At 50.6% G+C, this 16297-nt stretch carries 10 protein-coding genes and 1 pseudogene; all 11 read right to left on the bottom strand.

Annotation, left to right across the window (positions count from 1 at the left end):
• Positions 1 to 100: 100 nt before the first annotated feature.
• Positions 101 to 2305, bottom strand: a complete 2205-nt coding sequence (locus PGQ33_RS01450) for a recombinase family protein (RefSeq protein ID WP_161283998.1) — start codon at positions 2303 to 2305, stop codon at positions 101 to 103.
• Positions 2305 to 4407, bottom strand: coding sequence for a recombinase family protein (locus tag PGQ33_RS01455; RefSeq protein ID WP_270205110.1), 2103 nt, complete (start codon positions 4405 to 4407; stop codon positions 2305 to 2307). Before PGQ33_RS01455 ends, PGQ33_RS01450 begins: the two co-directional genes overlap by 1 nt.
• Before the next feature lie 221 nt (positions 4408 to 4628).
• Positions 4629 to 5666 (bottom strand): glycoside hydrolase family 73 protein, encoded by a 1038-nt coding sequence (locus tag PGQ33_RS01460; RefSeq protein ID WP_330663201.1) that lies wholly within the window; start codon positions 5664 to 5666, stop codon positions 4629 to 4631.
• Positions 5667 to 5675: 9 nt separating this feature from the next.
• Positions 5676 to 6101, bottom strand: a pseudogene (locus PGQ33_RS16930) (peptidoglycan recognition protein family protein); the annotation flags it as partial.
• A 63-nt stretch (positions 6102 to 6164) separates the two neighbouring features.
• Positions 6165 to 6467: a sporulation initiation factor Spo0A C-terminal domain-containing protein gene (locus PGQ33_RS01465; RefSeq protein WP_195488626.1), complete on the bottom strand. Its 303-nt coding sequence runs from the start codon at positions 6465 to 6467 to the stop codon at positions 6165 to 6167.
• A 75-nt stretch (positions 6468 to 6542) separates the two neighbouring features.
• A complete protein-coding gene (locus PGQ33_RS01470; RefSeq protein ID WP_270205111.1) occupies positions 6543 to 7250 on the bottom strand; it encodes a LysM peptidoglycan-binding domain-containing protein in 708 nt (235 codons plus the stop codon).
• 54 nt (positions 7251 to 7304) lie between these two features.
• Positions 7305 to 7727, bottom strand: coding sequence for a phage holin family protein (locus PGQ33_RS01475; protein WP_107000202.1), 423 nt, complete (start codon positions 7725 to 7727; stop codon positions 7305 to 7307).
• Between the two features lie 103 nt (positions 7728 to 7830).
• Positions 7831 to 10194, bottom strand: a complete 2364-nt coding sequence (locus tag PGQ33_RS01480) for an SGNH/GDSL hydrolase family protein (RefSeq protein ID WP_270205112.1) — start codon at positions 10192 to 10194, stop codon at positions 7831 to 7833.
• Between the two features lie 135 nt (positions 10195 to 10329).
• Entirely contained in the window at positions 10330 to 13728 is a 3399-nt protein-coding gene (locus PGQ33_RS01485) for a hypothetical protein (protein ID WP_270205113.1), read from the bottom strand.
• Positions 13729 to 13748: 20 nt separating this feature from the next.
• Positions 13749 to 14429 carry a hypothetical protein gene (locus PGQ33_RS01490; protein WP_107000205.1) on the bottom strand — a complete coding sequence of 227 codons (681 nt, stop codon included), beginning with the start codon at positions 14427 to 14429 and terminating at the stop codon, positions 13749 to 13751.
• Complete coding sequence (locus PGQ33_RS01495) at positions 14429 to 16288, bottom strand: phage tail spike protein (protein ID WP_107000206.1); 1860 nt, start codon at positions 16286 to 16288, stop codon at positions 14429 to 14431. Before PGQ33_RS01495 ends, PGQ33_RS01490 begins: the two co-directional genes overlap by 1 nt.
• Positions 16289 to 16297: the final 9 nt, after the last annotated feature.

Genomic DNA, 16297 nt, shown 5'->3' on the forward strand with positions numbered 1-16297 from the left:
AATTTTGCACATAGCAATGGGTTCGGAAGAAAAATCCTCCAAAAACAAAAAAATCCCCACCAGACAAGACGAAATGTCTCATCCAGTGGGGTTCCCAAAATCACGCTTCCTGCTCCAGCAATGCTCGCTCTTGTGCTTTCCGTTTCCGGATCATCAGCGTGTGTGCCGTTTTTTCCTTTCTCTTTTCTCTATGGTACCGAATGCAGAGTCCGTTGACCTGCCAGCCGTCCATCAGCACCTCGACCGTTTTATTCGGATTGCATCTACGGAATCCGATGAAAGCCATCAGCGTTCGGCTGTTTCCGGTGCTGGTCAGCTTGACTCCAAAATTCGTCGTGTAGGTGATCACATCACCGTCAACGATTCCTTCCTTGATGAATGCGAAGTAAACGCCCTTTTCAAATTCCAAGAAATCCGGAGCCTGTTCCACCCGGTCTGCACCCATCTTTCTTTTTCCACGCCGGATGTCACTCAGGATTTTGCTCCTTGCCTTGCCGCCAAAGTCACGCAGGCAGCTTCCATCTGTATCCAGACCATTGACATTCAGCTTCATGCCGGCCTTGTTGATTTCGGGCAGGGCTTCCAGGCAGCGGATGAAAAAGTCGTAGTTGTGCTTCATCTCCGAAAGAAGCTGTTCTTCCTGACTGAGTTGCTGCCGTTCGTCCATTTTCTCATTCAAACGCTCCCGCAGATCATCCACCAGTCTTTCGTAGGTATCAATCTCCGGGCTGGCTTTCTGGCGGCCACGCTCTACTGCTTCTTTCAGACGCCCCTGCATCTGAGCCATTTTTTCCTCCAGCTGCAGAATTTGCTCATCCAGCTCTGTTTTTCTGGAAGAATCCCGTTCTGCGACATGCTCCTGCACCTTCTGGTAGACCATACGGAATTCCGAATCGATCCATGCGTTCTCCCCGTTTTCTTCATGGTCGCGCTTGATGGCGTACAACATTTCCATGAAGCTCTGCTTGACCGCCGTCTCGTATACAAAATGGGAAGGGCACTTTGCATCTCCTTCGCCAATATAAATCGGATGCCAGGCAACATCCGGGTCTGCTTTTCCCATAAATGGCCCATCGTTGGTCGGTGAGGTATCTTTTAGACTTGAGCACCGCCAAACGGGATAGGTGTAATAATACCGTTCATAGTAGTCATCCGGCGAACTCCCCTGTGCCAACAGCTCACTGCGGCAAGCATCCAGGCACCTGTCATCCTCGAAGTGTGTGGCTCTTGCCTGCAGGGTTCTGCGGTAAAAGGGGGCTCCGCATTTTCCGCATACCAGGTTATCAAAGACATCCTTGCCCACTCGTTTTTCCCGCTTTTCATCCTTCTTTTTCGTTCGGTTTTTCTTTCTGTGTGCCAGGATTTCCTGTGCCCGCATCCATACCGCGCGATTGATAATCGGGACATGGTGGTCCGTCACATAAAATTTCGGGGCTTCTCCATTGTTTGGAATCGTCTTGTGGCTCAGGAAATCGACGGTAACCGTTTTCTGCATTTCGCAGTCACCAACATATTTTTCATTCCGGAGGATAAAATCCACACTTTCGCTCTGCCATTTTGTCCCTTTGGATGAAGGGATTCCCTTTTCATTCAGTTCATTGCTGATTTTGTAAGAAGATTTTCCCAGAAGGAACTCATCGAAGATGAACCGCACCACCTTGGCCTGTTCTTCTACAATGACCCAGTCCTTATTCGTCTCACCGTCCGTATAACCGTAGACCGACCGTGGATTTCCAAAGGCAATCCCTTCCTGAAACCGCTTTTGAATACTCCAGCTGATATTCTTGGAGATCGAATTGCTTTCTTCCTGTGCCAATGCTGAAAGGATGGTCAGGAGCAGTTCGCCAGACGCATCCAGCGTGTCGATGTTCTCCTTTTCGAAGTATACACCGATTGGCGGGTCACACTGCCGAAGCTGTCTCACGCAGTTCAGCGTATCGACCGTATTTCGTGCAAATCGGGAAATGGACTTTGTAATGATGTAATCGATCTTCCCGTCCAGCGCATCTTGCATCATCTGATTAAACTCGGTGCGGTGGTTACGGTTGGTGCCGGAGATTGCTTCATCTGCATACATTCCGGCAAAAGTCCAGCCTTCTTTTTCATTGATCAGCTTCGTGTAATAGCTTTTCTGCCCCTCATACGAAGTCTGCTGGGCAAGCTCATCGGTTGAAACACGGCCGTAAGCGGCAACCCGGATGTCCTTTGCCTTTTTCAGCTGACCGCCGGCAGACACTCTCCGCTTCGTTGCCGGAATCACCTGCACATTGTTTGCAACCGTCCCTTGTGTCATTTGTCTGTTCATCAATACTTCCTCCTTATCATGCCAGGCTGCTGATAGCCCTCAAATACGCTGTCACACTCCACTTCCGTACAGGTGTCATCAAACCAGTGGATTCTAAAATGTTTCGGTGAAAAAATGGTAACGGAAAGCACAAAGGCTTTCACATACGTTCCAACTGCTTCATCCAGAAACATCTGCGTCCCTCCCGCCAGAGAATCCAGCCATTGCAGCGTTTTCTCCCGGATTTCATGGGTCTGCTCCAGCTTCTTCCAGTAATCTTCCATGTACCGGACCTGTTCGGCCTGTTGCTGGGCTTCATGTTCCAGCTTCTCCAGCTGTTCTTCTTCATTGAGAAGTCGGTTTTCTAACTCTGTGACTGCTTCTTTATCTCTCGGTTCTCCCAGCACCTCACATCGCACTTTCAATGCTTCTTTTTCCGCCTGAATATCCCGGATGTGCTGGTGGACATCCCGAATGCTATAGTTCACTGCAGACAGCTGGCGTTTCAGAAAATCCCCTTCCTGCTCCATCTGGTCGAAATCATGGATCTCTCTCAGCTTCTCAGTCAGGTTCTTTAATGCCTGATTTCTCGCATTATCAATGGGTGCTTTGGAGATCATCTGCATGACCTCATGGACTTCTGCATCCATCTTCTCACCCAGCTTGAATTTTTCGGCAAATGCTTTGCAAAGCAGCGTCTGGATCTGCTCTTCATAAATCGGTTCCATTCGGCAGCGCTTCTGTCCCTGCTGGGCGAGCTTCGTCGCACACCGCCAGATGGTTGTCCTTGTTGTGGAATGGCCTTGAAAATACCGTCCGCATTCTCCACACAGCAGGAGCTTGGAATAGTTTCTTTCGTTTCTTCCCTTTTCGATGCCCCTATACTTTGCCGTGTATGCCTTCCAGACTTCCTGTGCTTCCTGCCACAATTCTTCCGAAATGATAGCCGGATGATGATTTCGTATCAGGTATTTCGGCTTTTCCCCCTTATTGACCTTCTGTTTATGCCCATTCCTGTGATCGGTGTAGGTCTTCTGACAAAGTACGGAACCGCAGTAACGAACATTTGCAATCATGTACCGAACATCCGTTGCCGTCCACCCCCGCTTATCTTCTTCCTTTAGTGCGCCAGCTGGCAGCACAGTCGGCTTCCGCTTTTGCCGCTGTCTGCATCCGCTGTTCGGCGGCGGGATATGCAGGGCATCCAGCTTCTGGGCGATCTGTGTGAAGCTCAGCTCTTCTTTTGTAAAAAGCCGGAACACCATCCGAACAATCTCTGCTTCTTCCGGGATGATGAACACTGCCCGGTATCGGTATCCGTTCTCGTTCACTGTATACTCCCCTTTGCGGAATTCGTATCCGTAGATATCCTTGTTGCAGACATTTCCGGCCGGAAACCGTTTCTGATTGCTCCATGCAATGTTTGCTGAAATCGAACGGCTCTCTTCCTGGGCAATGGCAGCCAGCGTAGTAAGAATGAACTCGCTGTAAGCATCCGCTGTATCCATCGCTTCCCGCTCAAACAGGATCGTGACATTGTTTTCCTTTAAGGTCCGCAATGCCACAAGAAAGTCCTGCGTGTTTCGGGCAAAACGGCTGATGGACTTGCAGATCACACGGTCAATTTTCCCCTGCTTGCAGTGTCGGAGCAAACGGTTGAAACCTGTCCGTCCTTCCCTGCTTGTTGCGGAAATGCCATGATCGGAATAAATGCCGGCGGATGTCCACCCTGCATTTCCTGCCAGGAGTGACATAAAGTAGCGTTCCTGCATTTCATACGAATCTTCCTGTGCCGGATTGGTGGAGGAAACACGGATATATGCGGCAACCCGAACAGCCTTCTCTGAAATTGATGTTTTCACCGTCGGCATTGCTGGCCGGCATTCCTGCATCACATCGGATGCGAGCTGGGAGAATTCTTCCATACTCTCCGGCTCATTCATCGGCATTTCTTTTACTGGTGCATAGCTGGTTACAGGCGGCTTCTTTTTCTCAGTCTTGACCTTTTGCATGACGGCAAGAATCTGCGCCACCGATTCACTCTGTTCTGCCTTTTTCTTTCCTTTTGCTTCCGGCAGCTTCATCTTTGACATCAAGTCATTCAGAAAAGCATTTGAATCCATATCGTCCTCTCCTTTCGTCAGATTTTCCTTCCGAAAGGAAAACGTGTGGTAATGCCACCGCCTTTTCCTATCTTCGGGTAGTGACATATTTGCTCTATCCGGCACTTATAGCAAGTGATATCCGAACTATAAATCGTAGAATATCTCCCCCTATAATCGGGCAGAACTGACGATTGGGTTGTATGTAAAAAGGCTCTCCTTTTCAGGAAAGCCCATGAAGGTCAGATACGCGCTGCGAAGTCGAGTGCAATCCAGCCTGCACCGGATTTCAGCTTGCCCCAGCCTTTCACAGAACCGGCACCAGCAGATTCTGCCACGATGGTGAACACGCCCTTTCCGGTATAATAACCGGTCTTACCGTAATTCGTGCCCGGTCCTTTACGGATGTTGAGGTCATTGATGGACACGCGAACCGCATACGGCACAGATGCAGTCTGGGTCAAAGGATAAACCGCCTTGCCGGCCGGATCGAAGACCGTATACCCTGGATTCTCATCCGCACACTGCTTCGCATAGGACAGATCATGGAACGCTCCTTTCTGGGAAGCTGCATTCTGCCAGCTCTTACGCACACGATACCAACCAGGGATGGTACTCCCCTGGTTCTGGGTTGCAACATTATACTGTGTCAGGTTCCAGCGCTCGATGATATTGCAGAGATTCTGCACATAGGTGTGGCTGGTGGCATAGCCGCCATCCTTGATGATCTGCACAGCCTTCTTGTAATCCGTGCATCCTGCCAGACCTTCATAACGTTTCCTGCTGCCATTCATCGCACCGAGCAGATATGCCGCATGGTCGGCAATGGAGTCCTCCACACAGGCGTACTTTCGGAAATCAGCGGTGATCGTGACATAGCTGCCATCGGCATTCTGCTCCTGCGTTTTCTTGGTATAGACCGACTTGCCATCCCAACTGCTGCCGCTCCAGCTGTTCCCGGAAAGCGAGGTCTTCATGCCAAAGCAGTTATTAGCATTCTGTGCTAATTCACTCTTACCGTAGCCGGACTCCAGAATAAACTGCGCCATCGACACGCAGGCAAGGATGCCGGACTGCTTCTGGTTTTCGGTAAACAATGGACCGATCTCTGCCACTGCCTCGGCTTCAGACAGGTTCTTAAGGGAAGATGCCTGCAGGCCGGATGAAGATGAACCGCCAAGTGCCGCCGTCACCCTTGCTGCCAGATCACCCAGACGGGCGTACAGCCAGTTTCCGGGACAGCTTTTGTTGGCAAACCAGCGATGAACAGTCAGGATCATCTCGTCTGCTGCCGGAGCGTAGTTGAGGGTTTTATTCTTGTCGCCCAGCCACAGGAGCTTCTTCTTGCCGTTACGTTTGCAGATATCGATGCAGAGCTTAACGAGCGAGTTATATACGGCGCTGTTCATCGCATACGGCTCATTCATGTCGCTGGCACATTCGATGGTGACTGCTCTCTGGTCATTGGAATTGCTAGACGAGCACCAGCTGCGGTTCTTCTCCTCCACGCACAGAGAAACACGGCCGTCCGTGCCAATGCCATAGTTGCAGCTGGCCTGACGGGTCGGACTGGTAAAACATCCGCAAATGCTCTCTGCAGAAAGCTGGCCTACCACGCAATGCGGCGTGATGCGGTCAATGCTGTGTGTTCTCTGCCCGGAATGGTTCGGGGAGAGTTTGGTGTAAACAACGAGTGGACTATTGGTGTATCCCATATCGATTCCTCCTAAAAAAATCGAGACCCGGATCACTCCGAGTCTCGTGCTGTGGTTATTTTGTTATTTTATAATCCCATCTGCTTCTTCTAGCATCCTACAGACGAACTTCATGGCAGACATCGGTTTTTCGCCGCCTGTCCCATTGACTTTCCACGCTACGTTTGCGATCGTAGAAATGGTGCCGAGGACACTACTCTTCTTAGCCCCTTTTTGATTTGCAACAAGCTGTATGAGCTGGCCTGGTATCAGGTTCGGCTGATGCCAGTGCAGGATGATTGCATCCCTCAGATATTCGCAGCCCTTGTAATACAATGTGATGCCATACGGTCTTAACACATCTTCTGCCATGAGCACTTCGTTCATTTTCATCACCTCAGCCCTAGTATACAGTTATGCTGTTGGGAATTGAAGTCCTAAAAAAGCGTCGAAATGCACCGTTTACGGGATCAGCAGCTTCATACCGACCCGGATGGCATTGAAAGTCAGACCGTTCAGTGCGCGGATATCGGCACAACGGCTTCCATCCCCCAGTTCCTTCTCTGCAATCTTCCAGAGGTTGTCGCCCGGAACAACGGTGTAGATCTTGCTGGCGGTAAATGCATAGGTATCCGCACTGTTGAGAACATAGGCCAGACCGCTCGTCGCTTCCGGGCATTTGATCTTCAGCCAGCCGGCACAGAACTCCACGATCTCGATCAGCGTATTCTTCTTATAGATGGTCACAACCTCTGCACTGGTATCCGGCATTTCCCGGATATTCATAAGAGTCTTGAGCTTGCCATAGGCGATTGCTGTCGGGAGTTCCTCTGCAGTCGGATACTCTTCCTTTCCGGCTTCCTCTTTCTGCTCATCCGTCACAGGGGTGTCCTTCTCTTCCGAAGATTCCTCTTCCGGTGCTTTCCCTTCCGGCTCGTCCATAACCGGCTTTTCCTCCGCTTCTTCTGCACCTGTCACCGGCACAGCCTCCTCCGGGTAGATCACATTGCCGTCATTGTCAAACACACGGCTGCCGGGATTCTCATCGCACTTGGCTTTTGCATTCGCCAGCAGACGGTATGCGCCAAGCTGGGATGCTTCATCTTCCCAGTCCTCACGCACACGGTAGTAGCCGGTCGTCAGCTTTGCGGGATATTCTTTCATACTCATGGTCCGTTCCTCCTAAATAAAATATGGGAGAGGCTTATCGCCCCTCCCGGTTGATTACTGCTTGTCGATTTTGTCCTGATCGCGCTCGTCTTTCAGCTGTGCCAGCATCTCCTTGAGCTTCTCCGGCACCGGAAGACCGATCACTGCTGCATTCTCGAGACAGCTCAGGCCCTCGTTTGCCAGATAGAAGAACACCACAGCGGTGCGGATGGCGGCTCCATTCTGGAGAATCTGTGTGTCAATGATATTGGCAATACCAACCAGCACAAAGATACATACCTTCTTGGCGATACCCTTAAAGCCAACTTCAGAAGAAAGCTCATGCTTGATTGCTGCCGCCAGCACTCCGGTGAAGTAGTCACAGACCACGAACACTACAAGTGCATACAGGAAGCCGTCAAACCCGCCGAAGAACCAGCCCAGGAAACCACCCAGGCCTGCGAACATCCATTCAATCTTGTCGATCACATTCTGCATAATTCCGTCCTTTCCGCCCGTATCCGGGCAATAAAAATAGACAGCCGAAGCTGCCCTTTGATATGGATTATATATAAAAACACGGACAAGCCGTGGGATTTGATTATCGATAGCTGGCAATCACTGCACTGGCATTGAATACTCCGATCTTCTTTGCGCCTGCCGCATTCGGATGCAGACCATCAATCAGGTAGCGGCCATTGGCATTCTTTTTCTCGTAGATGTCACAGATACCACAGCAGAAAGTATCAATGACTTCCAGAGACATCCTGCCGGCAAGAAGTTTCAGATAATCGCCTTTCGCCTTGGACTGTGCATAGCTCCGGGTCGTGATATAGCCCTGAATCGGCGTACAGATATAAATCTTCGCCGCCGGGTACAGCTGCTGAAGTTTTTCGATGCTGTACCGGAATGCTGATGCAAACGCCCTGCGGTCCAGCTCTTCGATGGCGACCATTTCATTCTCTGAAGTGAAAGAGCCTTCCATATCGCCGGAAGGAACACCATCATTCGTACCACAGGCGATCAGGATCATATCAAAGTCGGCGTAGGCAGTCACTTCCTTGTAGTGAGGGCTGGTCTTGTCCTTGCCTCGGATGAGTTTTTCCACCTGATTGCCCATGACATTGTTGTGGTTCTGATCCGGTCCGGAAAAGACCGGGTTGCCATCGTAAACGCTGTCCTCATAATCGCACCATCTGGCACTGGATACCGACAGGTTTACAAACCGCTCCGGCTGGATGATCTCATTGAAGTATCTTACCCAGCCACGCTCCGATGTGTTCAGTGCCGTGATGCTGTCTCCCAAAAACAGGATCTTCTTTCCGGTGAACGCAGATTTCTGCTTCATGACCACCTGCATATCCGTAGACACGGAACTGATCGTTTTGGAAAGGTTCTGCATATTCGCATCTGCTGTTATGATCGCATCCGCATTTACACGGACCTTTTCCGACAAGGCAGCAAGCTCCTTTGTATTGGTGTCAGCCTGCTCATGAAGGAGGCTGTAATCTTCCCCAAAGTAGCTGCCCTTCACATTGAAGTAATGTGCCTTTACGTTGGACATGGTCATATCGTAGGTGCTGTTCTTCGTGAACACGATCTGGATATAGTCATCCTTATACCCGGCATCTTCCAGCTTTTTGGATGGGATTTCAAGCGTGATCCTCTTTGGTTTTCCATCTGTAGAAGCAATCGACCCAAGGTTTACCAGCTTTGAACCAACCACATAGTAGTGCATCAGCTGGTCGTTGCAGTAATCCATCTCGACATAGAGCTTATCAAACCGCTCCGCACGGGGAACTTTAATGCCGCCACCATAATACCCGCTCTCATACTCCGTCAAAAAATGATGGATGGTGGCTCCTTCATCCACGATCTCCCATTTTCCTTTTGAAAAGACACAGGGCTGGAATGGAACTTCAAGGCTCTGTGACATCAGCGCATCCCGTGCAAGTTTTGCCGCGCTTACACAGGCATCTGCGAGTTTATCCTTTGTAACGGTAGCATCCAGAAGTTTCTGTCCGTCCACCGATTTATCCAGAAGCATCGTGCCAGACAGCGTATGGTCGCCAAACGGCATCCTGCCATCCACCTTGAACGGAAAGTAGCCATAAGACCGTTCCGGATATTTACAGTCCACTACAAAAACGATGATATCATTCTCTTTTGGAGAATCCGACCAGTCCGCTGTCACCAACGTCCCTTCCACTGTATCGTAGGAGATATAGGTCAAAAGAGCATCCGGGTTATATGGAATCGGCTCTGGTTTCGTAAGCAGCTTATTCCCCTTCGCACCCAGATAGATAAAGTTCCCAGAAAACTCCAGCTGATGCTCTGTGGTATTCAGATTGACTGCTCCTGTATAAGAGAAAGGCATACCGTTGGCATAGAACTTATCGGCTCTGGACCGTAAGTGTGCACCAAATGAGTCATAGGTCTTCCCTGCCGAATCGACCCGCGCATCCAGAGTCTCCTTGTCCGTAGTCTTACCGGATGCAATGCTGTTCATCCTGGAATTCAGGGATGTTGCACTCTGGTGCATGGCTGTCCGTCCATCCTCCAGCTGCTTCTGAGCATCTGTCACCTTCTTCGCCAGCGTAGTGGTCGTATCACTCAGGCTGTCATTCACGTTCTGCACCGTATCCGTGAGTTTTTGGGTGACCCTTTCTTCCGTTTCGGACACATTTTTACTGATGCGGCTTTCTGTTTCTGTCAGTTCCGTATGGACGTCCTCTGCTGTCCGGGTCAGATGATCCTCTGCCAGCCTGATCTGCTCACTGAACTGACTGCATACAGACCAGTAGTGTTCATTAAAGATTTCCGTTCCAGCCGGGACCGGCAGCTTGGAGATATAGCTGACACCAGTTTCTTGACACAGCACGATGATCAGTTCCTCATACTCTTTTGTCTTATCCCAGATGCCGCCATGCTTCGGGACGATGCGTCTGCCAACATACTTAGGCATAGAACACACCTCCCCTCAGCACAGAAGAGATCAGATTACTGCACAGGTCAGATAATCCGATACCCCCCCCCCCGAATTTTCAGACAATTATTACGGTTCATCATAGCTTTTCCTTTCTCCGGGATATTCCCGGCCTCACTTCATATCCTGTAGTGCCAGTGTATACTTGACCAACGCATACAGCTGATAGCCCCATGCGCAGTGTGCGTAGTTGTTCGGATGCCAGTTGGGGCCTCCGTACTGACCCCGGCCGTATGCCATGTGCAGTACCCTGCCACTCTGTCTGCCGACCGAATCCGCAGACACATAATCCAGTGTAGGGTAACTCTCCACGGCAGGCTGGATCAGATGCCCACTGCATACATAGACACCGTTTGCCTCATCCTGCAGTTCATCGCAGAAATACTGGTAGATGCTCACATTCTTGCTGTGAAGTCCGCCCAGCGTGATCTCAGAAGCCCGGTACTCCGGGTATTTTGCCGGGAAGTAAGTGCCGGTCTCATCAATGGACATGAGGATCACGATGATATCCTGATACTCACGCTTGATCGTTTTCACGATATCCGGGATATTGGCTTTGTACTCTGCAAGGGAACTGTTGTGGTTTAAGTTGATCACCACATGGGTCGGCGTGCACAGGTCATAAGCGTTGGCATCTTTTACTTCCGTGCCTGCGGTTTCGCCGGGGATAAGCCGGGTCATGCCGTTATCCGCCAACGTCCTGTACTTATCCAGACAAGCCTTCAGCGAGAAGCCCTTCGTCTTTTCATCGTAGAACGGGTTAATATTAGATGCGCTCTCAAAAGTTGCAAGGTTCAGATCTTCTGCACTCCAGCCGCCCTTACCCATCGCATAGTTCACAACCGTCTTTCCATCCAGCTTGAACGAGGACGAGGAGCCGTAATGCTTCCCATTCACTGTTCCCGGCATGCCGACCATCAGACAGCGGTATTCGGTTTCTGCCGCTTTCGCGTCCTTGCGGTCCAGATCAAACAGGTAGCGCACCCACGACCAATAGTGGGTCGGAAGATCCGCATCTGTTTTCCCAACACCGGCCAGATACCCATCTGTCACACTGTCACCGATAACAAGGATCTTCGGGAACTGGTTCTTTCCCATACTGGCCAAGGTGCTGCGGTGCTTGAATTTGAGTTTCTGCGTCTTATAGACATCTGACACAAACGATTTCTCTACCGTCTGTTCCAGAACATCCTCCCCGCTGTTGACTGCCGTGTTGGTAAACGGTGAGTACAGGTCAAAGCGCTCCTCCATCTCCGTACCAAAACCAGCCGCTCTATTCTTCCAGCCTGTCTCAGCAATCAGATGGTCCACCCAGACTGAAACATGATAGTTTCTGGCGGTCGAAAGGTTATTGCAGACCGTATACACCGGAGCCGCCGGGACAAGGCGAAGGTCTTTCTTTTCCGGCACGGCCACCAGCTGATCCAGCCGGGTCGTCAGATTTGTCAGCTGCTTTTTCTGGTTATCCGCCTCCGTCTGCAGGGAGTTCAATTCCTGTTTCAGATCATCCAGCGGCTTATAATCCGTGTATGCTTCGTATACATACTCCGTTCCCTCAACAACGCAGAGCTTCTGTCCGGAAGAGGCCATATAGAAGAACATCACATAGGCATCGCCTTCCTGATAGGTGTACTGGTCATTGGCATCTACATAACGGAGCGCCTTCTTCGCTTTGTCAAACACGACCTGGCTGGTTACACCGTTCGTGCCGGAGCCTTTTGTCACAAGGCCTTTCTCGCTGACCGGGATATAATCCGTAGAACCATATCGGAGATTGTCTGCATGATACTGAATGATGGACGAGTGTACAAAAGCAAACCATCCCGGACGGTACCTGGAAGGGTCGAGCAGGTTCCGGCTACGGACTGCATCCAGCTTGCCGGATGCCAGGGTATCCGTGTATTCCCGCTCTTCCTTGAAAGCCTGTCCTACAATGGCGGCATCCGCAGCCATGCCGGAATAGGATAGCGTCGTATCCACCTTACCTGTACCAATCAGGATCTTGCCCATAAAGACGATCAGACGGTTTTTGTAATCATACTCCACATTCCCGGACGGTTCATTGCTGAAGAAATCGTTGCGGATTTCTTTTCCGGTATTCGGGCGCACCGGATAATAGAGCACCTTGTCTGTACTGCGCACACGCAGTTTGTATGCTCCTTCATCTATAAATCGGTGCAGAATCAAGGTGATCCTGTTATCTCCCTTCACTAGTTCTACCGACTGGCGGAACACCTCGCCTTCTTCCGATTCAAGCATGGCAGTCAGGGTCGTCTCCCCAATGGTTCGGAGTGTGAACTGGATTTCCTGTATAAACACACTTCGCAGAACAGTCAGCGGCACATAGTAGGTCTGGAGTACCGGGCTGCTGCCTTCCCAGATATTGCTGACACCGTCATATAAAAAGGGCAGGTTCAAACTGGTCATCGTTTCCTTTGCCAGCGCATCATCCGCACTTCGCAGTGCTTCGATCTCGACTGCCATCTTTTTCTGATTCTGTCGCTCCCTCTGAACCTGATTCCACAGCTTTGCAGACTCTCCGCACACCTTCAGGCTCAGGTCCTTCGCATAGGAGCTTGCCCGGATCTGGAATACCCCTTCCGGGATCTCCAATTCCTTTTCTTTGTACTCCTGCGGCTGTTCCGTATCCCTGGAATCCAGAATGGATGCCACAAACGTACCATTGGCATCATAGCCTGCAACTCCGATCCAGTTGAACACCTGCCCGGTATAATAGACCTTCTGGCAGGCGGTATCTACCGGGATCAGTGCTGTCGTCTGGACATGCTCAAACTTCTGCGTTTCTCCGTTGATCGTGTTGACTGTAATGCCTTCTGTCAGTTCGCCGGTCGCATCATAGTTTGCATCCACCTTGGATTCCTGCAGTGCATCCAGCCCTTCTTTTGCTTTCGGATAGATGGAACGGATCGCCGCTCCAAGGTTGTCAAAGGTATTCCCCTCCGAATCCACTCTTGCATCAAGAACTTCTGTGTCAGAGGTTCTCCCTTTTGCAATCTGGTCCATCCGGGCATTCAGAGCCTTGTTTGTCTGTGCGACATTCTGGGCGTTCTGATTCATCTGCCGCTCTGCCGCTGCGACTTTTGCAGTCAGATCCGATTTTGCATTCTCCACACGCGCAGTCACACGGTTTTCTGTCTCGGACAGGCTGGTGTTTACCTTACTTTCTGTGCTGGAGAGGCTTTCATTGATACGGCCTTCCGTGTCGGATACATTTTTGTTGATCCGGTTTTCTGTTTCCGAAAGCTCTGAGCGGATATCTTCGGCCGTCTGGGTCAGATGCTCCTCTGCCTCTGCGATCTGCTCACTATGCAGGCTGAACAGGCTCCAATACTTCTCATCACTCAGAGCCGTTCCTTTCGGCACTGGAAGATTGGAGATAAAACTGTTGCCGCTGTCTGCATCCAGTACGATCTGCAGCTCTTCATATTCTTTCCGGATGTCCCATTCGCCTGCATGTTTGGGAACGATCCGGCGGCCTGTGTATTTTGCCATATTACCCCTTTCTGTCAGCCTTACACTGACACATCATCCTCGCCATATTCCACGACCAGATGTCCTTCTTCATCGGTTGTGAATATCAGCCCAAGGTCGCATTTTGTTTCAAATGCAAAATAGCCCTCCTCCGTAATCGATCCTTCCACGATCTCACGGCACAGCTTTTCTACGGAACTGGACTCCGATCTATCACTCAGTCCCAGACCGTCATCCGACTCAAAGCCAAAGCAGCCTGCCTTGTCTATAAACAGATTTCGGATGCCATCCCGAACAGCTTTCAGGAATGCTGCAAATGTGTAAGTGGCGATCTTGCCGTTATTGATGGCCGCCCTCTCCACCTTTAACGTAAGAGAGAATGACCCAAGGACATCACCTTCTGTGCTGAGCATAACAACATCCAACGGAAAACGTCCGGCCTGCGCCGTCATGAAGGTCGTGATCGTAAAGAGGACTGCCCCCTTCTCAACGAATACAAGGTCTGGCGCAGTTTCACTCGTGTAGTGGAAGATTGTACCATCCGGACGGGTACCGGAACAGGCTACAATACAATTCTGCGGCACGGTATATTCCACAGAGTTGTTATACAAAACACAGCGAACTTTTCTCGCCTTGTTGTCATACTGCTTGACCGGAACCGTCACCGGGATCAGATTCTCCGTCAGCGACAATTCCACTTCCTGATAAATGCCTGTGACCATTACGAACTCCCTCCTTCCTGATCCGTCTCCTTATTATCTGTTTCCTCTTTGTTTTCCGTATCCTTATCTTCACTACCCGGCTTTTCGGTATCCGGGGTTTCAGGCTCGGTCGGTGTGGTCGGTTCCGTTGGCTCTGGATCAGGTTCTTCCGGTTCATATCCAATCGTCTGCCACTGTTCTCCGTCCCACAGTTTTAACCGAAGGTTCTTCTTATCGACCCAGAAGGAATCCTCTGCCGGGTCTTCCGGCGCACTTTCGGACACAGGGATATACGGCTGATACTTCGCGTCCAGTTCCTCATACAGTTCTTTGGACAGCTTCTTTGCCGTTTCATACCGCTGATCGAGCGTTTTCTGAAGTTCTACAGAAATAGCGGTCGCTGTTTTGTACCGCTCATCCAGTTCCTCCAGCAACTCCTTGGAAAGCTCGGCTGCTTTCTTGTAACGGTCGTCCAGTTTCTTGAGTGTCTGCTCCAACAGGATTGCTGTTTTGACTGCGGAATCATCTGACTCCCAGCCATATCCCCATGTCTTCCCGCCATCTGTGGAAACAAAAAATCCGGCCGGGCTATTCTTCCACGCAACCGTTGACTGTTTCAGAGTTGCTGCGTTGAATGCGTACCGAGTCGTATTCCCCTTACTGTCCGTCTCATTTTTATAATGAAGGCCGAACAGTGCTGCAAACAACGCACCATCATAGATAATGGAGGCCGAAATGCCGCCCATCTGCTCTCCCACTGCTGTTTCCACACGGACTGCGGTATCGTATGCGGCGGTTGCTGTATTTCGGATACTGTTAAGGGAGCTTGTCAGGGAGGAATTTCGGCTGCTGACCGTAGAATTCGACAGCGTGATGCTGTTATACCGTTCCAAAAGCGAGTCATATTCGGTTTCTGTAACCTTGGAACTGGCTTCAATGCCCAGCTTCGAGATATACACATGAACCGTATCACAGAGCGAGACCTGTTCTGCCTGTACAACATCCTCATATCCGGGTGTATTCCAAAGCTGAATGAAGTCGATTTTAATGTCGACCTCCGGCTCTGTCAGGCTGGTCGTATCAATATAGTCCTGTGCATACTCTCGCAAAGCCGCTTCCGATGGCCTTTCCTGAAAGGCACTGGTGCAGTCCAGCACCGTAATCTTCTGATACGGCACAGATTTTCGGCTGACCATGACCACTTTTTCTGGCAGTTCCATAACCGCCTGCGTTTCGTTGTCTACCCAGTACGGATGCACTCCTGTAATGGTATTCTCGATGGATTTCTCCATCTTGAAATCCGTCAGATTTTTGCCGTAGACGATATGAACGTTGTGGTCCGCACCTCTGGCTCTGTGAAACTTGACTGTGTAGCGGTCCCACTCGAACTCTCCTCCAAAAGTATCCAATACCGAGCCATCCATACCGCCAAGACAGTTACGGAAAGATGCCGGAACGGACACAGTAAACATCGCACTGGATGCCACATCTGTCCAAACTGAGAACGGACAGTCGGAAGCCGCATGGCTTTTCAGCCCCTGCATTGCCCCGACGCAGCCGGTCACTGAAAAAGGCGATACCGTGATAAAGTTGAGCTGATAGGAAATATGCCGTGCCTGAACTTCCAGCTTTCCATCGATCGGAGTCGTGATCTTGTAGATTCGGAACGGCTGCGGCTGCATCGTATCAGATGGTTTGGCAAGGATGACGTTTCCCTCCTCTAGCATCTCAGCGTGGATGCCATCTGCCGGACAGATGAGCTTCAGCTCATAGCTGCCGTTTCGTTTTTCAGTCACGGTACAAGACTGTGCATCTGCCAGCTTTCCAATGCCGTTATTATCAAATTTCATTTCTCTGGAATCATATAAACACGGGATCACTGGCTGCAC

It is taken from the genome of Coprococcus sp. AM100_B19A, from assembly GCF_027662015.1.
GTDB lineage: Bacteria > Bacillota > Clostridia > Lachnospirales > Lachnospiraceae > Allocoprococcus > Allocoprococcus comes.

What these genes read in the sequence shown, in the direction of transcription:
- PGQ33_RS01450 (WP_161283998.1), bottom strand. Translation starts at nt 2,305, where the DNA reads ATGAACAGACAAATGACACAAGGGACGGTTGCAAACAATGTGCAGGTG.
- PGQ33_RS01455 (WP_270205110.1), bottom strand. Translation starts at nt 4,407, where the DNA reads ATGGATTCAAATGCTTTTCTGAATGACTTGATGTCAAAGATGAAGCTG.
- PGQ33_RS01460 (WP_330663201.1), bottom strand. Translation starts at nt 5,666, where the DNA reads ATGATCCTGACTGTTCATCGCTGGTTTGCCAACAAAAGCTGTCCCGGA.
- PGQ33_RS01465 (WP_195488626.1), bottom strand. Translation starts at nt 6,467, where the DNA reads ATGAACGAAGTGCTCATGGCAGAAGATGTGTTAAGACCGTATGGCATC.
- PGQ33_RS01470 (WP_270205111.1), bottom strand. Translation starts at nt 7,250, where the DNA reads ATGAGTATGAAAGAATATCCCGCAAAGCTGACGACCGGCTACTACCGT.
- PGQ33_RS01475 (WP_107000202.1), bottom strand. Translation starts at nt 7,727, where the DNA reads ATGCAGAATGTGATCGACAAGATTGAATGGATGTTCGCAGGCCTGGGT.
- PGQ33_RS01480 (WP_270205112.1), bottom strand. Translation starts at nt 10,194, where the DNA reads ATGCCTAAGTATGTTGGCAGACGCATCGTCCCGAAGCATGGCGGCATC.
- PGQ33_RS01485 (WP_270205113.1), bottom strand. Translation starts at nt 13,728, where the DNA reads ATGGCAAAATACACAGGCCGCCGGATCGTTCCCAAACATGCAGGCGAA.
- PGQ33_RS01490 (WP_107000205.1), bottom strand. Translation starts at nt 14,429, where the DNA reads ATGGTCACAGGCATTTATCAGGAAGTGGAATTGTCGCTGACGGAGAAT.